Raw genomic sequence first — 19,949 nt, 5'->3', positions numbered from 1 at the left:
CGCTGAACGCGGCGGGAATGCGATCGTCAGCGAAACGACAGGTTGGACGTCACGGCTGCCCGCTGCGCCCGCCCGCAGTGCCGCCGCCGGCCGCGCCCGGCGCACCGACGGTGCCGATGTTGCCGAACAGATCCTGGAAGAAGCCGCGCTTGCGCCCCAGCGTGGGCGTGGTCTTGCCCCAGGGATCGACGTTGACGACCTGCTCCATCCCCGACTTGCGCACCGCGGTGACGTTGCCGGCCTGGTCGAAGCTGATGCGCAGCGTCAGCTGCTCCTTCGGCTTGGGCGGGTTGAACGCCAGGTTGCGGCTGTCGCGCGCGATATAATACCAGTCGCCCTGGTTGAACTGGCTGGCGAAGCTGGGCGTGCCGAGCGTCGCGAGCACCGACTGGCGGTTGTCGACGCCGGGCTGGACCGAATTCACCAGATCGGCATCGACGATATAGCCCTGATGCGAGCGCAGCGGGGTGCAACCGGCGGCCAGCACGCCGGCCAGGAGCGAAAAAGCGAGTAGGGGGCGCATCGATACTCCGCGTGACACAGCGTCAGGGCCGGTCGCCGCAACGCGTGCGTGGACTTTGCGGCCGTGCGCCTCAATATGCTGCCCGGCCGCGCGAGACAAGCGCGGGGGCGACGTGAGGGATCAAACGCTTTGGGTTGGTGGAAACGACTGTTTCGCGGGCGCGACCGCACCGCCGCGCTGCCGCTGTACGATGCGGTGATCGCGCGCGCGCGCGCGCCGCACTGGTATCTGGACGGGCAGGTGCCCGATACGCTGGACGGCCGCTTCGACATGGTCGCGGCGGTGCTGGCGATGGTGGTGCTGCGGCTGGAGCGGGAGGAGGGCGGCGCGCCGGTGATCGCGCAGCTGACCGAGCGGTTCGTCGACGATATGGACGCGCAGGTACGCCAGATCGGCTTCGGCGACATGGTGGTGGGCAAGCATGTCGGCCGCATGATGGGGATGCTGGGCGGCCGGTTGGGCGCGTATCGCGAGGGATTGCAGGCGGGCACGCTGGACGAGGCGCTGGTGCGCAACGTGTATCGCGGGCAGGCGCCGGCGAAGGAGGCGGTGGCGCATGTGCGCGATCGCCTGACCGCGTGGCGCGGGGCGCTCGACGCGGTGCCGCTGGATGCGATCGAACGCGGGGAATTGCCATGAACGCGCCCGAATTCATGCGGGTCGAGCGGCTGGATACGATCGGCGAAGAGGAGCGCAGCGTCGCCATTGCCGCCGATCAGGCGGAGCGCGCGGCGCTCGCGACGCGATTCGGGCTGGTGTCGGTCGACAGACTGGAGGCGACGTTCGCGATCCGGCGTACCGCGGCAGGCATTTCGGCGACCGGAATGGTGCACGGCGAGGTGGTGCAGGCCTGCGGGGTGACCGGCGACCCGCTGCCGGCGCGCGTCGAGGAGCCGGTGGCGCTGCTGTTCGTCGAATCGTCCGGCACGGGCGAAGAGGTCGAGCTGAACGAAGGCGAGCTGGATACGATCGAGATCGAGGGCGGCGGCATCGACCTGGGCGAGGCCGCGGCGGAGACGCTGGCGCTGGCGCTCGATCCCTTTCCGCGCAGCCCGCGGGCGGCCGAGCGGCTGAAGGAGGCCGGGGTGCTGAGCGAGGACGAGGCGGGGCCGTTCGGGGCGCTCGCGGGATTGAAGGCGAAGCTGGAGGGGAAGGACTGATCCCCGCGGACGGCGGCGGTTCAGATCAGCGCCAGCTCGCTCAGCCGGCCGACGAGCGCGGGGGGCATCGCAGCGAGGCCGTCGGCTGCCTCGCCGCCGAGATCGAGCGGCGCCTCGGCCGCCTCCAGGTAGCGCCAGCCCTGATGCGCGCGCTTCGGGCGCGCCTGGACCAGCCGCAACGCCGGATCGATGTGGATCGCGATGCGTCCGCCCTCCGCCTCGCCGAAGGAGAGGATCGGCGAGCGGGCGACCAGCTGGTGCCTGATGATCCAGAACAGCGAACCCGTCCCCGCGATCTCCTCATGCCGCTTGGGCAGGTAGCGCGTCGTGAGGAACACCGGGCCGGCCTGCGCGCGCGCCGCCAGACGCTCGGCGAGCAGGTCGACGCTGGCGGCGCCGAACGCGACCTTCGTGAGATGGAGCGGCATGGCGTCAGATGTGGGAGAGGGGGGAGGGGGGATCAACTCCCCTCCCTTTCAGGATCGCGATACGATATCGCCTTTCCCGATCCACCCCGGCCTCGAGCGGGACCTTTGCAAAAGGCTACACCGTGCTCCTGCGAAGGCAGGAGCCCAGAGTTGCAGGTCCCATAAGGGGTTGCTCTGCTGGGCCCTGGGCTCCTGCCTGCGCATGAGCGCGGCGTGGGCTCGATGCCGTTGCACCTGTTTTGCAAAGGCCCCGCGAAGGCCGGGTCCGGTTTCGGAGCGGTGGAGATCGATCGCGGCCGTCCCCCAACTGGATCCCGGCCTGCGCCGGGATGGCAGGTCGAGCCGACGGGCAGGGGGCGAAAGGATCAGCCCCCCAGGCCCCACAGGCTGGCGAGGCCCAGGAACGACAGGAACCCCATGACGTCGGTGGCGGTGGTCACGAACACCGCAGAGGACACCGCAGGGTCGACGTTCGCCTTGTCGAGGGCGACGGGGACGATCACGCCGACCAGCCCGGCGACCACCGACGTCAGCATCATCGCCGCGGCGAAGACGATCGACAGCCCGCCGTTGCCGAGCAGGACGTAGCTGCCGATCGCGCCCACCGCGCCCAGCGCGATGCCGTTGCAGATCGCGATGCGGAACTCGCGCAGCAGCATGCGGACCGTGTTGGAACTGGTCAGCTGGTTGGTGGCGATCGCGCGGACCATCACCGCCAGCGTCTGCGTCCCCGCATTGCCGCCGAGCGCCGAGACGATCGGCATCAAGGCGGCGAGCAGCGCGAAGCGCGCGATCTCGCCCTGGAACAGCCCGACGACCGAGGCGGACAGCAGGGTCGCGCCGAGGTTGACCACCAGCCACGCCACGCGCGTCCGCACCGTGAACCGGATCGGCTCGTTGATGTCGCCGTCACCGGCGCCCGCGAGCCGCAGCGTGTCCTCGCCCGCCTCCTCCTGAATGATATGGACGATGTCGTCGACGGTAATCATGCCCACCAGCCGACCGGAGGCATCGGTGACCGCAGCGGAGATGAGCGCATATTTCTGGAAGCGCAGCGCCACCTCTTCCTGATCCATATCGACCGGGATCAGCGTCTGCTCGCGCTTCATGACGTCGCCGACGGGGATGCCGCGCGGCGTGCGCAGGATCCACGACAGCGCGCAGGTGCCGATCGGGCGATGCCCCGGATCGACGACGAAGATCTCCCAGAAGTCGGTCGTCAGCTCCTCGTGCCCGCGCAGATAGTCGAGCACGTCGCCCACCGTCCAATGCTCCGGCACCGCGACCAGGTCGCGCTGCATCAGGCGGCCGGCGGATTCCTCGGGATAGGACAGCGCCTCCTCGATCGCGGCGCGGTCGTCGGGCTCCATCGCGCGCAGGACCTCGCGCTGGTCCTCCGGCTCCATGTCCTCGATGATGGCGACGGCGTCGTCGGTATCGAGCTCGCTGGCGATGTCCGCGACCTGGCGCGCGTCGAGCGCGTCGATCAGCGCCTCGCGGACATAGTCGTTCATCTCCGCGAACACGTCCGCGTCGACCAGATCGGCGATCGCGGCGGCCAGGTCGCGGCGGCGGTCCTCGGGCGTCAGCTCGAACAGGTCGGCGATGTCGGCGGGGTGGAGCGGCTCGACCAGCGCGCGCGCCGCCTCGGCATCGCCGTCCTCGACCGCGTCGAGCACCGCGGAGACGAATTCGGGCTTCAGCCGGTCGTCCTCGTCCAGCTCGTCGTGGCGGGTATCCTCTGCCACCTCGGGAAGCTCGGTGTCGCTCATGTGCCGCCTCCCAATCGCTGCACGGTGTTGCTGCATGGGCGGCCCTAGCGCGGCATCTGGCTATTTGCCAGCCGCGCCACTACCTGCGCGGCATCTGTCCCGAAAGGATTCCCATGGCCGATACCTATTCCACGCTGACGATGACGCTCGAGGGCGGCGACGTGACGATCAAGCTGCGCCCCGACCTGGCGCCCAACCACGCGCAGCGCATCGCCGAGCTGGCGAACGAAGGCTTCTACGACGGCGTGCCGTTCCACCGCGTGATCCCCGGCTTCATGGCGCAGGGCGGCGACGGCGGGAACCACAACGGCACCGGCGGCTCGTCCAAGCCCAATTTGAAGCAGGAATTCAACAAGGAGCCGCATGTGCGCGGCGTGTGCTCGATGGCGCGCACGATGGACCCGAACAGCGCCAATTCGCAGTTCTTCATCTGCTTCGACGACGCGCGCTTCCTGGACAATCAGTACACCGTCTGGGGCGAAGTGACCGAGGGCATGGAGCTGATCGACGCGCTGCCCAAGGGCGAGCCGCCGGCGAATCCGGGCAAGATCGTCACGATGCGGGCGGAGTAAGGCCCTGCTGTCACCCCGGGCTCGACCCGGGGTCCTGCTTCGTCCGTGATGTGGGTAAGGAGCGGGACCCCGGATCAAGTCGACACCTCTGCGAACGTCGTGGATCGCTCGACAATGTGGCCGTGCTCCTGCGCAGGCAGGAGCCCAGGGCCCAGCACATCAACGCCTTATGGTGCCTGTAACCCTGGGCTCCTGCCTGCGCAGAAGCACGGTGCAGCCTTTTGCAAAGGTCCCGCCTTCGCCGGGGGACAAAAAACTGAGTTTCGCCGAGGTCTCGATCAAGTCCGGGGCGACGATGCGGCGAGCGAAGAAGCGTAGCTGACGCCGTCATTGCTTCGCTCCGCTCGCAATGACGACATAGCGGCGTCACGCCTCCCGCAGCGTCGCGATCAGCCAGTCGCGGAACAGCCGCACCGGCTTGGTCTGGAGCGCGCGCGGGCGGCAGGCGAACCAATAGCTGTACGGGCTGGTCACATCGATGTCGAAGAGCTTGACCAGACGCGGGTCGTTCGCGTCGTGGAAATGGCTTTCGTGCATGAACGCGACACCCAGCCCCTGCGCCGCGGCCTCCAGCATCAGCGCGCCGGAATCGAAATAGTCGATCGCGGCCGGCTCGATCGCCCCCAGTCCGGCCGCGTGACGCCACGCCACGAACGTGTCGATCATCTCGCGGTGGAGCAGCACCGTATGGCTCGCCAGCTGGTCGGGATGGACCAGCGGATCGTCGCCCTCCACCAGCGACCGCGCGGCGATCGGATAGACCATGTTGCGATCCAGCCGCTCCGCATAGAGCGTCGGGTCGATGTCGCGCGCCAGCACGATCACCGCGTCCAGCCCCTCGCCCAGCCGCCCGATCGCATTCGCGCCGGTATCGATGTCGAGGTGCAGCTCGGGATGCGTCGCGCGCAGCGCGGCGAGCTGCGGGAAGAGCCGCTGCGACGCGTACAGCGGCAGCACCCCCAGCCGAAGCCGCAGCACGTCGGTGCTGCTGGTCATCGATTCGATCGCATCGGACAGGCTGTCGAGCGCGGGGGCGATCGCGGACAGCAGCCGCTCGCCATCGGCATTGGGCACCATCGCCTGATGCCGGCGGTCGAACAACGGGCGCGCCAGGAAGCGTTCCAGCGTCTGGATCCGGCGGCTGAGCGCGGGGGCCGACAGCGCCAGTTCCTGCGCGGCGACCTTGATCGAACCCAGCCGCGCGACCGCGATGAAGGCTTCGATGGCGGTCAGGGGCGGCAGGCGGCGCATTCGGCTCCGGTTTCGTTCGTTGTGCAGTGCATCATGCAATTCACGTCGCGGGGCGCAACCCCCGGTACGCCTGAGTTGCACTATTTGCATTCGTAGCGGATAATTTCGCAATTGCAAATGATCGTGCTGCACTGCACATAGAGCCTGCCTTTCAGGCATCCTCTCCTATAAAACTTTCCGGGTCGGTCCTTCGGGACCGGCCCTTTTTTCTTGGTCCACGCCCGGCCCGCCCGCTGCAATCGGGAACCCGCGCCCTATGTTCCGCGCTCGATACGAACGGATCGATGGAAGGAAGCGGGATGGCCGACGCCGAGGATCGGGCAGCGGGCGAGAAGACGGTCAAGCTCCAGGTCGCGAATGCACGCCCCGAGGACAGCGGGCGCGGCATCGCGCATCTGCCGCGTTCGATCATGGCGCAGTTGGGCATCACCGACGGCGACGTGGTCGAGATCGTCGGCAAGAAGACGACGCCCGCGCGCGCGGTCGGCCCCTATGCCGAGGACGAGGGGCTGGAGCTGCTGCGGATCGACGGGCTGCAACGCGCCAATGCCGGGGTCGGCTCGGGCGATTTCGTCGAGGTGCGCAAGGGGGAGAGCAAGGCGGCGACCCGCGTCGTCTTCGCCCCCGCGCAGCAGAACCTGCGGTTGCAGGGGTCGACCAACGCGCTGAAGCGCACCTTCTTCGGTCGGCCGCTGTGCGCGGGCGACGTGGTGGCGACCGCGGGTCACCAGCGCGTGCAGAACATGCCGCCGGGGATGGAACGGTTCGTCAACGCGCCCGCCTATGCGCTGCAGGAAATCCGCCTGACCGTGGTGTCCGCCGCGCCCAAGGGCGTGGTGCATATCGACGAGCATACCGAGATCGAGCTGCGCCCGGAATATACCGAGCCGGAGGCGACGCGCCGCGCCGACGTCACCTATGACGACATCGGCGGCATGGGACAGACGATCGACCAATTGCGCGAGATGGTCGAGCTGCCGCTGCGCTACCCGGAGCTGTTCCAGCGGCTGGGCGTCGATCCGCCCAAGGGGGTGCTGCTGCATGGACCGCCCGGCACCGGCAAGACGCGCCTCGCCCGCGCGGTGGCGAACGAGTCGGATGCGCAATTCTTCCTTATCAACGGGCCGGAGATCATGGGCTCGGCCTATGGCGAATCCGAGCAGCGGCTGCGGCAGGTGTTCGAGGAGGCGACGAAGAACGCGCCCTCCATCGTCTTCATCGACGAGATCGACTCGATCGCGCCCAAGCGCGGGCAGGTGTCGGGCGAGGCGGAGAAGCGCGTCGTCGCGCAGCTGCTGACGCTGATGGACGGGCTGGAGGCGCGCGCCAACCTGGTGGTGATCGCGGCGACCAACCGGCCCGAGGCGATCGACGAGGCGCTGCGCCGGCCAGGCCGGTTCGACCGCGAGATCATCGTCGGCGTGCCCGACGAGCGCGGGCGGCGCGAGATCCTGGGCATCCACACGCGCGGCATGCCGCTGGGCGACCGCGTCGACCTGGGCGAGCTGGCGCGCACGACGTTCGGCTTCGTCGGCGCCGATCTGGCGGCGCTGACGCGCGAGGCGGCGATCGAGACGGTGCGGCGGATGATGCCGCGGCTGAACCTGGAGGATCGCACGATCCCCTCCGAGGTGCTCGACACGCTGGCGGTGACGCGCGAGGACTTCATGGAAGCGCTCAAGCGCGTCCAGCCGAGCGCGATGCGCGAGGTGATGGTGCAGGCGCCGACGACCAAATGGTCCGACGTCGGCGGGCTGGACGATGCGCAGATGCGGCTGAAGGAAGGGGTCGAGCTGCCGCTCAAGGACCCCGATGCGTTCCGCCGGCTGGGCATCCGCCCGGCCAAGGGGTTCCTGCTGTACGGCCCGCCCGGCACCGGCAAGACGCTGCTGGCGAAGGCGGTCGCGCGCGAGGCGGAGGCGAATTTCATCGCCACCAAGTCCAGCGACCTGCTGAGCAAATGGTATGGCGAGAGCGAGCAGCAGATCGCGCGGCTGTTCCAGCGCGCGCGGCAGGTGGCGCCCTGCGTGATCTTCATCGACGAGCTGGATTCGCTGGTGCCGGCGCGCGGCGGCGGGATGGGCGAGCCGCAGGTGACCGAGCGGGTGGTGAACACCATCCTGGCGGAGATGGACGGGCTGGAGGAACTCCAGTCGGTGGTCGTGATCGGTGCGACCAACCGCCCCAATCTGGTCGATCCCGCCTTGCTGCGGCCGGGGCGGTTCGACGAACTGATCTACGTCGGGGTGCCGAGCGCGGACGGGCGGCGGCGCATCCTGGCGATCCAGACGCAGAAGATGCCGCTGGCGGACGATGTCGACCTCGACGCGATCGCGGCGCGGACCGAGCGGTTCACCGGCGCCGACCTGGAGGACGTGGTGCGGCGCGCCGGCCTGGTCGCGCTGCGCGAATCGCTGGAGACGACGGCGGTGACACAGGCGCATTTCGAACGCGCGCTGGAGGAAAGCCGCGCCAGCGTCACGCCCGAGGTGGAGCGCGAGTATCGGCAGATGGCATCGAAGCTGAAGCAGGAGGCCAATGCGATCCAGCCTTTGGGCTTCATCGTGCCGGGGCAGCTGACCCCGCGCGGGCCGAAGGGGAGCGATTGACGCCCGTCACCCCGGGCTTGACCCGGGGTCCCGCTACCTCGTCGGCGCTTGGGGAGAAGAAGCGGGATCCCGGGTCAAGCCCGGGATGACGGCGCGGGCTTGCAGGGAACCTACACCACCGGATCGTCGAAGCGCGTCACCTCGGCCGGCGCGGGGTCGCGCAGCGCGAACCAGCACCACACGAACAGGGTCACGCACGCCGCGCCCGCGACGACATAGGGCAGCGCGTGCGTGATCTGGTACAGCCCGACGCCGATCGACGGCCCGAGCACGAAGCTGGCGCCGTTGATGCTGGTGACCTTGCCCGCGACCGACCCCTGCGATTCCGCACCCACCGCCAGGCTGGACCCCGCGGTGAAGCCGGGCCGGGTGAAGCCGAAGCCGAGGCTGGCGAGCGCATAGGCGGTGGCGATGCCGTAGAGCGACGGCGCGAGGCCCGTCAGCGCGGTGCCGAACGCGGCCAGCACCAGCCCGACCAGCACCAGCATGCGCGGGCGCAGGTTGAGCAGGGGGATCAGCCCCCATTGCGCGAGAAGCGACGCGCCCGCCCCCATCATCAGCACCAGCCCGGTCGATTCCAGTGCCTGCGCCGGGGGCAGGTTCATGCGGTCGATCACCAGGAAGCCGATCGCCTGGCTGGTCATCGCCTGCGCATGGCCCATCACCAGCCCGGCCATCATCCAGGTGCGGATGCGCGGATCGAGATAGCCGACCTGCGTCCCCTTGGGCGAGGTGGCAGCCTTCACGCTGGCGCCGCTCGACTGCCCGCCGATCGAGGGATAGGCGTTGGCCGCGCCGTGCGCCTCCGCGCCCAGATCGCGGTCGTCGGGCAGGCGCGTGCGCACCAGCACGAACATGATCGCGCCGAAGGCCGCGAACACGAACGCCGGCCCCGCCAGCCCGACATGGAACGTGCCGATATGCCCCAGGATCAGATAGGGCGCGATCGCGGGCCCCATGATCGTCCCCAGCCCGAAGGCTGAGGCGAGCAGCGTCAGCGCGCGGGTGCGTTCCTCCCGCGTGGTGTTGCCCGCGACCAGCGCCTGCACCGCGGGCGGCGCGGCGGATCCGAACGTGCCGTAGATCAGCCGCCCCAGGATGAAGAGCAGGAACGCGCTGGTCCCGCCGATCCAGCCGTTGATCCCCAATGCCAGGAACACGCCGCACAGCAGCAGGCTGAGGCAGAAGCCGCCCATGCCGAGCAGGATCATGACCCGCCGCCCGTGCCGGTCGGAACGATTGGCCCAGAAGGGCGCGGCGATCACCCACAGCAGCGCGGAAACGGAAAAGGCCGCGGCGACCGCGGAATCCTTCACCCCCAGCGAGCGGCCCAGCGCGGGCAGGACGGATTGCAGCGCGGTATTGCCGGCCGCGCTGGTCAGCATGACGAGGAACATCAGGATGAAGGTCGAATCGAAGCCGCGGCGCATCGCTGAATTCGCCTCCCCTGTTGCCGGCGCGTCCTTTTGGTACGGCACCCGACAGCGATTAGGCGCTTGGGAGCGGCGCGCAACCCCGCTAAGGCAACCGCTGCGCCCCAAAGGCGTTCGTCATCGCGGTGACACCCGTGTGTCATCGCTTCCGGGTCTGGAGTCGTATCTTTCCACATGCCTAGTTCGACCAACGCCATGCGGCGCGGCCGCAGCAGAACCGCCGGTGTGCCCGGACCCTGGCAGATGTTTTTTCAGGGATTTCTGAAGCATCCGGTGATGGTGGGGTCGATCATCCCGTCGTCCGACCGGCTGATCGCGAAGATGCTGAGCAAGGTCGACTGGGCGAACACGAAGCTGTTCGTGGAATACGGCCCCGGCGTCGGCACCTTCTGCCGCCCGATCCTGGAGAAGATGGCGCCCGACGCGATGCTGATCGCGATCGACACCAACGCCGATTTCATCCGCTATCTCGACCATACCATCACCGACAGCCGCTTCGTCGCGGTCCATGGCTCCGCCGCGGACGTGGAGCGGATCGTGGCCGAGCACGGCCACGACGCGGCCGATTACGTGCTGTCGGGCCTGCCCTTCTCGACGCTGCCCGATGGCGTCGGCCCCGCGATCGCGGCCGCGACGCAGCGCGTGATCCGCCCCGGCGGCGCGTTCCTGGTCTATCAGTTCAGCCCCAAGGTCCGCGACTTCATCGCGCCGCACTTCCAGCGGATCGACCATGACATGGAATGGTGGAACGTGCCGCCGGCGCAGCTCTACTGGGGCTGGAAGGACTGAACCCATCCGCTCGCGCACCTGCTACTGTGCTCGTCACCCCGGCCTTGAGCCGGGGTCCCGCTTTTTCCCGAGGGCGCTTGCGAGGTACAAGCGGGACCCCGGATCAAGTCCGGGGTGACGAAGCGCCGGGGCCATCGGCATAATCCTGCGACAATTGCGCCGTAGCCGCGCTCCGTTACCTTACGGAGTTGTCGATGCGCGTCCCCTTCCTCCTTCTCGCCGGCGTGGCGGCAATCCCGGCGCACGCGCAGACCCCGCCGCCCGCGGTGCGTCAGCCCACCCCCGCCCCCGCGCCCGCGCCGGTGGCGTCGGACGAGGAGGAGGAAGAAAGCGGCCCCGACATCGTCGTCACCGGATCGCGGGCGCAGTCGGGCGCGGTGATCGGCGATATCAAGGCCGAGCAGCAATTGTCGCCCGCGGACATCCGCAGCTACGGCGTCAGCTCGGTCACCGAACTGCTCAACGAACTGTCGCCGCAGACCGCATCGGGGCGCGGCGCCGGCGGGGCGCCGGTGGTGCTGCTCAACGGGCGTCGCATCTCCGGCTTCCAGGAGATCCGCGACCTGCCGACCGAGGCGATCGCGCGGGTCGACATCCTGCCCGAGGAAGTCGCGCTGAAATACGGCTATCGCGCCGACCAGCGCGTGGTGAACTTCGTCCTGCGCCGCCGCTTCCGCGCGGTCACCGCGGAGGCGGAGGATCGTGTCGCGACCGAGGGCGGGCGCCATCAGCCCAAGGCGGAGGTCGACCTGCTGCGCATCCGCAACAACGGCCGCGTCAACCTGCATCTGGAATACAGCCGCGCCGATGCGCTGACCGAGGATGAGCGCGACATCCTCCAGCCGGTCGGCAACAACGCGGTCGCGGGCAACGTCGTCGCGCCGCGGGGCACCACGCTGGGCGGCGGGCTGGGGCAGGTGGCGGGGGTGCCCGCGAGCGCCGCGACAGGCGCGCCGCAGCTGGCCGATTTCCTCGCCACCCCCAATTCGACCGATGCGGGCGCCTATCGCACGCTGTTGCCGCGCCAGCAGAGCTTCTCCGCCAACGGCACGTACGCGACGACGATCTTCGGCAACGTGGCCGCCAGCCTGAACGCGACGGTCGATCGCAACACGTCGCAGGCGTTGCGCGGGCTGCCGGGTATCGCGCTGCCGCTGCCGGCGGGCAATCCCTTCTCCCCGTTTACGCAGGACGTGACGGTCACGCGCGCGTTCGACGACATCGGCGCGCTGGGGCAGCGGGTGGCGACCACCGACCTGCATCTGGGCGCGACGCTGAACGGCGACGCGGGGCGGTGGCGCTGGTCGGCGACCGGCACCGTCGACCGCGACAGCAGCGATACCGTGACGCAGGCGGGGCTCGACGCGACCGCGTTCGCCGATCGTCTGGCAGCCGGCGATCCGACCGCCAACCCGTTCGGGCCGCTGACGCTGGCGCGGCTGCCCGACAACAGCGCGCGGTCGGTCGCGACCGCCGCGGGGCTGGACACGCTGGTCAGCGGCCCGCTGTTCGCCCTGCCCGCGGGGGACGCGAGCACCAGCCTGCGCATCGGTGCGTCGACCAGCGCTTTCTCCAGCCGCTCGGTCCGCGGCGGCACGGTGACGCCGGGCGACATCGGGCGCGACGTCGCCAACGCGCAGTGGAACCTGGACCTGCCGATCGCCAGCCGCAGCGCCGATGTGCTGCCGTTCCTGGGCAAGCTGTCGCTCAACGGCAATGTCGCGGTCGATCGGCTGTCCGACTTCGGAACCCTGTGGACGCTCGGCTACGGCCTGAACTGGTCGCCGATCGACGCGGTGCGTCTGCTCGCATCGGTCACCGATCAGGACGAGGCGCCCAGCGCGCAGCAGCTGGGCAATCCGCAGGTGACGACGCCGGGCGTGCGCGTGTTCGACTATGTCCAGGGCACGACCGCGACCGTCACCACCGTCACCGGCGGCAATCCCGCGCTGGGGGCGGACAATCGCCACGCGCTGAAGCTGGGGCTGGAGATCAAGCCGTGGAGCGCGCGAGAGATCAACCTTCGCGCCGATTATACGCGCCAGTCGACCGACGATCCGATCGCCGCCTTTCCCAGCGCGACCGCGGCGATCGAGCGCGCCTTCCCCGATCGCTTCACGCGCGATCCGCTGACCAACGACCTGCTGCGGATCGATACGCGCCCGATCAACTTCGCGCGCAGCGAGCGGTCGCAGCTGCGCTACGGCGTCAACCTGTCGTTCCGGCTGACGTCGAAGCTCCAGCGCGAGCTGGAGGCGTTTCGCGCCGGCACCGGGCCGAACCCGTTCGAAGGGTTGCGCCCGCCCGGCGGACGGCAGCGGCCGGAGGGTGCGGGTGCGGGTGCGGGTGGGGGTGCGGGTGACGGGGGCGGCGCGCGGCGCGGTGGTGGCGGCGGCGGCGGCTTCGGGCGTTTCGGTGGTGGCGGACGCGGCGGACAGGCGGGCGGTCGGTTGCAGTTCGCGCTCTATCACACCTGGCATCTGATGGAGCGGGTGACGGTGGCGGACGGCGGCCCCGTTCTGGACCTGCTGCGCGGCGATGCGATCGGCGCGTCGGGCGGGCAGCCGCGGCACGAGCTGGAGGGGCAGGCGGGCTATGTCAACAATGGGCTCGGCGCGCGGCTGTCGGTCAACTACCAGAGCGCGACCCGCGTCAACGGCGGCACCGCCGCCGCGCCGCAGACGCTGAACTTCGGCAGCCTGGCCACCGCCAATCTGCGGCTGTTCGCCGATCTGGGCGGCAATATCGACTGGGTCCGCGCGCATCCGTGGATGCGCGGGATGCGCGTCAGCCTGCAGCTCGACAATCTGTTCAATACCCGGCAGCAGGTCACCGATGCCGCGGGGACGGTGCCGATCGGATACCAGCCGGGGTATCTCGATCCGATCGGGCGGACGATGCGGGTGTCGATCCGCAAGCTGTTCTTCTGAGGCGCTACAGCCCGATGCGGGCCGCGAGCCAGGCGGCGGCGGCCTCCGGCGTCTGCTTGTCGCGGTCGCGGTCGACACGGTAGTTCGCCTCGCGCATCGCGGCGACCGGGATGCGGCCGACCAGCGGGCGCAGGGCGTCGCGGAACCGCGCGTCGCCGCGCCGCGATGGCGCCAGCAGCAGGATGGCGTCATAGCCCGGGATCGCCCCCCTGGGATCGGCGAGCACGGTCAGGTCGTCCGCCGCGATGCGGCCGTCGGAGGAGAAGGCGCTGATGACGTCGGCGCGCCCGCTCGCCAGCGCGCGGTACATGAACGTCGGGCTGTACGGCGTCGTCGAGGCGAAGCGCAGCGGGTACGCGCGCCGGATCGCGGCCCATTCGGGCCGGTCGAGGAATTCCAGGTCCGCCCCCAGCGCCAGCGCCGGCGCGGCGGGGACCAGGTCGGCGATGGTCGCGATCCCCTTCGCGCGCGCGTCCGCGCCGCGCATCGCCAGCGCATAGGCATTCTCGAACCCCAGCGTGCCCAGCAAAGTGACGCCGCGCGACTTTTCCGCCCAATCCGCGATCGCGCGGACCTGCGCCTCGCGCGGGATCACGTCGCGCCGCGCCATCGCGCCGGTCCAGATGGTGCCGGCATAATCGACATAGACGTCGATGCCGCCCCCCGCGACCGCACCGAACGCGACCGCGGAGCCCAGGCCGTCGCGGTAGCTGACGGTGTAGCCGGCGCGTTCCAGCCGCGCGCCGATCAGCCGGGCGAGGATATATTGCTCGGAGAAGTTCTTGGCGCCGATGACGACGGTCCGGTCGCTGCCGTCGCCGCGCGGCCACAGCGGTACGCTGGCGGCGAGCGTGGCGAGCAGCAGCGCGGCAGCGACGCCCCAGACCAGCGGCCAGCGTCGCCGCCCCGCGGCGCGCTCGGCGAGGCCCAGCAGCGCGTCGACCGCCAGCGCCAGCGCTGCGGCGGCGATGCAGCCCGCGATGACCAGCGTCCAGGCCTGCGTCTGAAGCCCGGCGAAGATCAGGTCGCCGAGGCTCGGCTGCCCCACGGTGGTCGACAGCGTCGCCGCGCCGATCGTCCAGACCGCGGCGGTGCGGATGCCCGCCATGACGATCGGCAGCACCAGCGGCGCCTCGACCCGCCACAGCTTCTGCCGCGGGGTCATGCCGATGCCGTCCGCCGCCTCCAGCACCGCGGGGTCGAGCCCGGTCAGCCCGGTGACGAGGTTGCGCACGATCGGCAGCAGCGCATAGAGCGTCAGCGCCAGCAGCGCGGGCAGGAAACCCAGCGCGGGGATGCCGCCGCCGACCAGCCCCGACAGCCACAGCAGCACCGGGTAGAAGAGCGCCAGCAGCGCCAGGCTGGGGATCGTCTGGACCAGGCTGGCCGCCCCGAGCACCACCCCCGCCAGCCGCGGCGAGCGCGCGGCGCGCACCCCCAGCGGCAGCGCGATGGCGAGCGCGAGCGCGAGCGCTGCCATCGCCAGCAGCAGATGCTGCGCCGCCAGTCCGGGGACGCGGGCGAGCGCATCCGTCATCGTGACAGCGCCGCCAGCCGGCGTGCCTGCTCGCGCGGGACCGCGACCAGCGCATCGGCCGCCGCGCCCCCCTCGCCCGCCAGCATCGCCGCGGGGGTGGCATCGGCGACGACGCGCCCCCGCTCCATCACCAGCACGCGGTCCGCGGTCAGCAGCGCCTCCGCCATGTCGTGCGTCACCATGATCGTGGTGAGCGCGAGATCGTCGTGGAGCCGGCGCACTCCTTGCGCCAGCGCCTCGCGCGTGACGGGATCGAGCGCGCCGAACGGCTCGTCCATCAGCAGCAGTCCGGGGCCCGCGACCAGCGCGCGCGCGACCCCGACGCGCTGGCGCTGCCCGCCGGACAGATCGGCCGGCATCCGCGTCGCGAGCGCGGCGGGCAGTTCCACCAGGTCGAGCATCGCGGCGACGCGGGCCGGATCGCGCCACCCGACCAGCGTCAGCGGCATCGCGATATTGTCCGCCACGCTCAGGTGCGGGAACAGCCCGACGTTCTGGAAGACATAGCCGATGCGGCGGCGCAATTCGTGCGCGGGCTGTTCGGCGACGTCCGCCCCGTCCAGCGTGATCCGGCCCGCGCTGGGCACGACCAGCCGGTTGACGGTCTTGAGCAGCGTCGACTTGCCCGACCCCGACGTGCCGACCAGCGCGACGAACGCGCCCGCGGCGATTTCCAGCGTCACCGCGTCGACCGCGGCAGTGCCGTCGCCGTACCGCTTCGTGATCCCGTCGAAGGCGACGGCGGGGCCGGTCGATTGTGCTGGCATCGGCGGCGACGATGCGGGAGGAACGCCGCGGAGACAAGCGCATAAGGAAGCGGGCATGAAGGCGATCCTGGTCACGGGCGGCGGATCGGGGATCGGGCGTGCGGTGGCGCGGCTGTTCGCGGACAAGGGATGGCGCGTGGGGCTGGCGGATATCGACGCTACCGGCCTGCGCGACACCGCCGCGATGCTGCCGGCGGAGCGCACATCGACGCATGTCATGGACGTGCGCGATGCGTCGCAATGGGAGCATGTGCTGACCGGGTTCGCCGCGCGGACCGGGGGTCGGATCGACACGGTCTTCAACAATGCCGGGATCGCCGCGGGGGGTGCGTTCGGCGACATGGCGATCGATGCGCTCGACCGCGTGATAGACGTCAACTTCCGCGGCATGGCATATGGCGCGCGGCTGTCCTACCCGTATCTGAGGCGGGCGGCCGCAGAAGGGGGAGCGGGGGCGTGCCTGCTCAACACCGCCTCCGCCTCCGCCATCTATGGCACGGCGGGGCTGGCGGCCTATTCCGCGACCAAGTTCGCGGTGCGCGGCCTGACCGAGGCGCTGGACGCGGAATGGGCGGCGGAGGGCATCCGCGTCCGCTCGCTGATGCCGGGCTTCATCGATACCAACCTGCTGTCGATCGGGGTGGCGGGCACCAACCGTACCGCACGCGACGCGGTGGTGGATGCCGGGCTGGAGTTCACCCCGGTCGAGACGGTGGCGCAGGCGGCATGGGAGGCCGTCCACGGCGACCGCGTCCACACGCCGGTGGGCAAGACCGCGCGCCGGCTGACCTTCGCCGCGCGCTGGCTGCCCGGGCGACTGCGCGCGACGATGAGGAAACGCTCGTTGGGGCGGTGAATCAGCCCCCCAATATGCCGTCGATCGCGGTCGCCAGGTCGATGTCGCGCGACGACAGGCCGCCGGCGTCATGGGTGGTGAGCAGGATTTCGACCCGGTTCCACACGTTGCTCCATTCCGGATGGTGGTCGGCGCGCTCCGCCAGCAACGCGACCTGCGTCATGAAACCGAACGCCTCGGCGAAATCGGTGAAGACGATGGTACGCGTGATCGCGTCGCGCCCGTCGTCATAGTCCCAGTCGGGCAGGCCATCGAGGGCATCGGCGCGCTCTGCCTCGCTCAGCTGCTGGATCGCTTTGGCCATCGTGTCCCTCCCTTGCGACGTTGGTGAGCGCAGCGGTATGGCGGTGGCGATGGACCGGCAAGACCCGATGGGCGAAGCGCCCGACGCCGCAGCGTTCGAGGCGGTGGCGCGCGCGACGATCGCGCGCCTCCCCGATGCGTTCCGCGCGCATCTGGGCGAGGTCGTGCTGCTGATCGAGGAGGAGGCGGATGCGGAGACGCTGGCCGACCTGGGGCTGGAGCATCCGCTGGAGCTGACCGGCGTGTACCACGGCCGCCCGATCGGCGAGAAATCCGCGTTCGACAGCGGTGCGATGCCCGATCGCATCCATCTGTATCGCCAGGCGATCCTGGCGGAATGGTGCGAGACGGGGGTACGGCTGGACGATCTGATCGCGCATGTCACCATTCACGAGATCGGGCATCATTTCGGGCTGTCGGACGACGACATGCACGCGCTGGAAGAGGCGGTGGCGGATTGAGCGGCGCGTTGCGCGTCGAGGCGCTGACGCTGGTGCGCGGCGGGCGCGTGCTGTTCGAGGACCTGTCGTTCGCGGCCCAGCGGGGCGGGGCGGTGCGCGTCAGCGGGCCGAACGGCGTCGGCAAGTCGAGCCTGCTGCGCGCGCTGGCCGGGCTGGTGCGCGGTACGGGCGTGATCGAGCGGCCGGGCGCGGTGGCGCTGCTGGCGGAGGCGGCGGCGCTGGACGGCGAGCAGCGGTTGCGCGACGCGCTGACCTTCTGGACGCGGCTGGACGCCGCCGGGGCGCCCGGCCTGCGCGTCGACGCGGCGCTGGCGGCGGTCGGACTGGACGATCTGGGCGATGTCCCGGTGCGGCTGCTGTCGACCGGGCAGCGGCGGCGCGCGGCGCTGGCGCGGGTGGTCGCGTCGGCGGCGCCGCTGTGGCTGCTCGACGAGCCCGCCAACGGGCTGGATGCGCCCGCGGTGGTGCGGCTGGAGCAGCTGATCGCGGGGCACCGCGCCACGGGCGGCATGGTGGTGGCGGCGACGCATCAGCCGTTCGCCATGCCCGACGCGGTCGAGGTGCGGCTGTGATCGCGCTGATCTGGCGCGACGTGCGGCGCGGCTATGGCGCGGGCGGGGCGACGCTGGTGGTCGCGTTCTTCCTGCTGGTGGCGATGCTGTTCCCGTTCGCGATCGGGCCGGATGCGGCGCTGCTGGCGCGGATCGGCGGCGGGGTGATCTGGGCGGCGGCGCTGCTGGCGGCATTGCTGCCGGTCGAGCGGCTGGTCCAGCCCGACCTGGAGGCGGGCGTGTTCGACCAGCTGGTGGTGCGCGGGCTGTCGCCGGTGACGATCGCGGCGGCACGGACGCTGGGGCACTGGCTCGCCTTCGCGCCGCCGCTGATGGCGGCGGCGGTGGTGGCGGCGGGGTTGCTCGACCTGCCCACCCAGCGGCTGCTGCTGGTGGAGGCAGGGTTGCTGCTGGGCACGCCGGGGCTGGCCGCGCTGGCGGTGGCGACCGGGGCGCTGGTCGCGGGGTTGCGCGGTGCGGGGGCGATCGCCGGGCTGGTGATGCTGCCGCTGGCGGTCCCGCTGCTGATCTTCGGCGCGGGTGCGCTGGCGGGCGGCGTCGGCGGGCTGAAGCTGCTGGCGGCGGTCAGCCTGCTGCTGAGCGTCGGTGGGCCGGTGGTGGCGGGCGCGGCGCTCAGGATGGCGATGGAATAGGGGGGGGACGGCCGCAGCGTGGGCCGAGGCGGGCGCTGTGCTTGTGCTTCGAGACGGCCTCTCGACTTCGCTCGATGCCTCCTCGGCACGAACGGAGGGGGACGGTCCTCACACAGAGAGCCTTGCCCGCCTACGCCTTCTCCAGCGTGCATTGTAGCGGGTGCTGGTTCGCGCGGGCGAAATCCATCACCTGCGTCACCTTCGTCTCCGCCACCTCGTAGCTGAAGACGCCGCAGACGCCGACGCCGCGCTGGTGGACGTGGAGCATCACGCGGGTCGCCTCCTCCGTGCTCATGCGGAAGAAGCGCTGGAGGCACAGGACGACGAATTCCATCGGCGTATAATCGTCGTTGAGCATCAGGACGCGGTACGGCGTCGGCTTCTTCGTGCGGGTCCGCGTCCGCGTGGCGACACCCAGCCCGGTGCCGTTGCCATCGGCGCCGTCGGCGTCATCGTTCTGGCCCGCGGCCGTGAGGGGGATCAGCTGCTGCATGGACGTTTCGCAAAATATGGCATAGGGGCGGGGCAGGGCAAGCCCGGAGAATGCGAAAAGGGCGACCGCATCGCTGCGGCCGCCCTTTCGGGGCACGATCGGTCGATCGTGCGGACGTCGATCAGGCCGCGGCCTTGATCTTGTCGGTCGCGATCGCGAGGCGGTTCTGCAGCGGGGCGGCGATCTCGCCGGCCAGCTTCAGCGACGCCTCGGTCGAGCGCGACGCCTCGGCCACGATCGCATCGAACGCGCTGCGGACATAGTCGGCCTGGAGCTGCATCAGCTCGGTCGGCGACTTGACCGACGCCATCGCGCGGACGGTTTCGGCGGTGCTCTCGTACCGCGCACGCGCGAAGGCGGCGCTGTCCTTGCCGAACGATTCGATGCCCTTGGCGGCGATGCGCGCCGACTCGACGATCGCCTCGACGTTGCCCTTGCCGAACTCCGCCATATCTTCGGCGACCTTCTTGCCCTTCTCCATCGTGGAGCGGGTCTGCTCGTTGGCCTGCGCGAACATGGTGCGGGCCTGGTCCTGCGCCTTGTCGGCGATGTTGGTCACGGTCTCGTTCATGATCTCGTCCTTCGCTGCGAGGGGGGTCGGGTCGGTCGTCATGTCGGCCGCGACGGGTGCCGAGGCGACCGGGGTCGCGACGGCGGGCGGCGGCGGGGTGACGCGGACGCGCGTGGCGCGGGGCGCGGCGACCCGCACCTTGCCCTTGCCGCTCGATCCGGCGCCGTTCGATCCGGCGCCCGCAACCTTGGGGGCGATTGGCTCGCGATGGTCCGCCATGCACCGACTCCTTTTTGCTGCGGTGCAACATAGCGGTTCGCGGTGCGCGTTTCAAGCCATTATTGCGGTGC

General features: G+C 70.4%; 20 protein-coding genes. 10 read left to right on the top strand and 10 right to left on the bottom strand.

Going from position 1 to position 19,949, the window contains the following annotated elements; genetic code table 11:
* Positions 1–49: 49 nt before the first annotated feature.
* A complete protein-coding gene (locus PGN23_RS01190; RefSeq protein WP_335301026.1) occupies positions 50–523 on the bottom strand; it encodes an outer membrane protein assembly factor BamE in 474 nt (157 codons plus the stop codon).
* A gap of 129 nt (positions 524–652) precedes the next feature.
* Here PGN23_RS01190 and PGN23_RS01185 point away from each other — a divergent pair, with 129 nt between their 5' ends.
* Positions 653–1,162 (top strand): ubiquinol-cytochrome C chaperone family protein, encoded by a 510-nt coding sequence (locus PGN23_RS01185; RefSeq protein WP_335301024.1) that lies wholly within the window; start codon positions 653–655, stop codon positions 1,160–1,162.
* On the top strand, positions 1,159–1,683 hold the full coding sequence (locus PGN23_RS01180) for a YceD family protein (protein ID WP_335301022.1): 525 nt from the start codon (positions 1,159–1,161) through the stop codon (positions 1,681–1,683). Before PGN23_RS01185 ends, PGN23_RS01180 begins: the two co-directional genes overlap by 4 nt.
* Positions 1,684–1,703: 20 nt before the next feature.
* Here the strand turns inward: PGN23_RS01180 and PGN23_RS01175 are convergent, their stop codons facing one another.
* Positions 1,704–2,111, bottom strand: a complete 408-nt coding sequence (locus PGN23_RS01175; protein ID WP_335301020.1) for a DUF1489 family protein — start codon at positions 2,109–2,111, stop codon at positions 1,704–1,706.
* Between the two features lie 365 nt (positions 2,112–2,476).
* On the bottom strand, positions 2,477–3,883 hold the full coding sequence (gene mgtE / locus PGN23_RS01170) for a magnesium transporter (RefSeq protein WP_335301018.1): 1,407 nt from the start codon (positions 3,881–3,883) through the stop codon (positions 2,477–2,479).
* A gap of 113 nt (positions 3,884–3,996) precedes the next feature.
* Between mgtE and PGN23_RS01165 the strand changes: the two genes are divergently transcribed.
* Complete coding sequence (locus PGN23_RS01165) at positions 3,997–4,455, top strand: peptidylprolyl isomerase (protein WP_335301016.1); 459 nt, start codon at positions 3,997–3,999, stop codon at positions 4,453–4,455.
* A 366-nt stretch (positions 4,456–4,821) separates the two neighbouring features.
* Here PGN23_RS01165 and PGN23_RS01160 read toward each other — a convergent pair whose 3' ends face one another.
* Positions 4,822–5,706 carry a LysR substrate-binding domain-containing protein gene (locus PGN23_RS01160; protein WP_335301014.1) on the bottom strand — a complete coding sequence of 295 codons (885 nt, stop codon included), beginning with the start codon at positions 5,704–5,706 and terminating at the stop codon, positions 4,822–4,824.
* A 299-nt stretch (positions 5,707–6,005) separates the two neighbouring features.
* On the opposite strand from PGN23_RS01160, the gene PGN23_RS01155 reads away from it, so the two are divergent.
* Entirely contained in the window at positions 6,006–8,315 is a 2,310-nt protein-coding gene (locus PGN23_RS01155) for a CDC48 family AAA ATPase (RefSeq protein ID WP_335301012.1), read from the top strand.
* Between the two features lie 110 nt (positions 8,316–8,425).
* On the opposite strand, the gene PGN23_RS01150 is transcribed toward PGN23_RS01155, so the two are convergent.
* On the bottom strand, positions 8,426–9,745 hold the full coding sequence (locus PGN23_RS01150; protein ID WP_335301010.1) for an MFS transporter: 1,320 nt from the start codon (positions 9,743–9,745) through the stop codon (positions 8,426–8,428).
* 177 nt (positions 9,746–9,922) lie between these two features.
* Here PGN23_RS01150 and PGN23_RS01145 point away from each other — a divergent pair, with 177 nt between their 5' ends.
* Together PGN23_RS01145 and PGN23_RS01140 are read left to right on the top strand one after the other, a co-directional pair.
* On the top strand, positions 9,923–10,537 hold the full coding sequence (locus tag PGN23_RS01145) for a class I SAM-dependent methyltransferase (protein WP_335301008.1): 615 nt from the start codon (positions 9,923–9,925) through the stop codon (positions 10,535–10,537).
* Between the two features lie 194 nt (positions 10,538–10,731).
* Positions 10,732–13,467: a TonB-dependent receptor gene (locus PGN23_RS01140; RefSeq protein ID WP_335301006.1), complete on the top strand. Its 2,736-nt coding sequence runs from the start codon at positions 10,732–10,734 to the stop codon at positions 13,465–13,467.
* A gap of 4 nt (positions 13,468–13,471) precedes the next feature.
* Here PGN23_RS01140 and PGN23_RS01135 read toward each other — a convergent pair whose 3' ends face one another.
* Both PGN23_RS01135 and PGN23_RS01130 read right to left on the bottom strand, forming a co-directional pair.
* Complete coding sequence (locus PGN23_RS01135; RefSeq protein ID WP_335301004.1) at positions 13,472–15,004, bottom strand: ABC transporter permease/substrate-binding protein; 1,533 nt, start codon at positions 15,002–15,004, stop codon at positions 13,472–13,474.
* Positions 15,001–15,771: an ATP-binding cassette domain-containing protein gene (locus tag PGN23_RS01130; protein ID WP_335301002.1), complete on the bottom strand. Its 771-nt coding sequence runs from the start codon at positions 15,769–15,771 to the stop codon at positions 15,001–15,003. The genes PGN23_RS01135 and PGN23_RS01130 overlap by 4 nt, the downstream gene beginning before the upstream one ends.
* Positions 15,772–15,826: 55 nt before the next feature.
* Here PGN23_RS01130 and PGN23_RS01125 point away from each other — a divergent pair, with 55 nt between their 5' ends.
* Positions 15,827–16,627 (top strand): SDR family oxidoreductase, encoded by an 801-nt coding sequence (locus PGN23_RS01125; protein WP_335301000.1) that lies wholly within the window; start codon positions 15,827–15,829, stop codon positions 16,625–16,627.
* 1 nt (position 16,628) lies between these two features.
* Here the strand turns inward: PGN23_RS01125 and PGN23_RS01120 are convergent, their stop codons facing one another.
* Positions 16,629–16,931 (bottom strand): 4a-hydroxytetrahydrobiopterin dehydratase, encoded by a 303-nt coding sequence (locus tag PGN23_RS01120; protein ID WP_335300999.1) that lies wholly within the window; start codon positions 16,929–16,931, stop codon positions 16,629–16,631.
* A gap of 49 nt (positions 16,932–16,980) precedes the next feature.
* Between PGN23_RS01120 and PGN23_RS01115 the strand changes: the two genes are divergently transcribed.
* Genes PGN23_RS01115 through PGN23_RS01105 form a run of 3 tightly spaced genes read left to right on the top strand, consistent with a single transcriptional unit; the run spans position 16,981 to position 18,595 of the window.
* Complete coding sequence (locus PGN23_RS01115; protein WP_335300998.1) at positions 16,981–17,391, top strand: metallopeptidase family protein; 411 nt, start codon at positions 16,981–16,983, stop codon at positions 17,389–17,391.
* Positions 17,388–17,963 carry a heme ABC exporter ATP-binding protein CcmA gene (ccmA, locus tag PGN23_RS01110; protein WP_335300997.1) on the top strand — a complete coding sequence of 192 codons (576 nt, stop codon included), beginning with the start codon at positions 17,388–17,390 and terminating at the stop codon, positions 17,961–17,963. The genes PGN23_RS01115 and ccmA overlap by 4 nt, the downstream gene beginning before the upstream one ends.
* Positions 17,960–18,595, top strand: coding sequence for a heme exporter protein CcmB (locus PGN23_RS01105; protein WP_335300996.1), 636 nt, complete (start codon positions 17,960–17,962; stop codon positions 18,593–18,595). The genes ccmA and PGN23_RS01105 overlap by 4 nt, the downstream gene beginning before the upstream one ends.
* A 130-nt stretch (positions 18,596–18,725) precedes the next feature.
* Here the strand turns inward: PGN23_RS01105 and clpS are convergent, their stop codons facing one another.
* Together clpS and PGN23_RS01095 are read right to left on the bottom strand one after the other, a co-directional pair.
* On the bottom strand, positions 18,726–19,088 hold the full coding sequence (gene clpS / locus PGN23_RS01100) for an ATP-dependent Clp protease adapter ClpS (RefSeq protein ID WP_335300994.1): 363 nt from the start codon (positions 19,086–19,088) through the stop codon (positions 18,726–18,728).
* 121 nt (positions 19,089–19,209) lie between these two features.
* Positions 19,210–19,878 (bottom strand): phasin family protein, encoded by a 669-nt coding sequence (locus PGN23_RS01095; RefSeq protein WP_335300992.1) that lies wholly within the window; start codon positions 19,876–19,878, stop codon positions 19,210–19,212.
* Positions 19,879–19,949 lie beyond the last annotated feature (71 nt).

Origin of the sequence: Sphingomonas adhaesiva (assembly GCF_036946125.1) — a bacterium.
GTDB lineage: Bacteria > Pseudomonadota > Alphaproteobacteria > Sphingomonadales > Sphingomonadaceae > Sphingomonas > Sphingomonas adhaesiva_A.
This window is presented reverse-complemented; position numbering and strand designations above follow the sequence as displayed.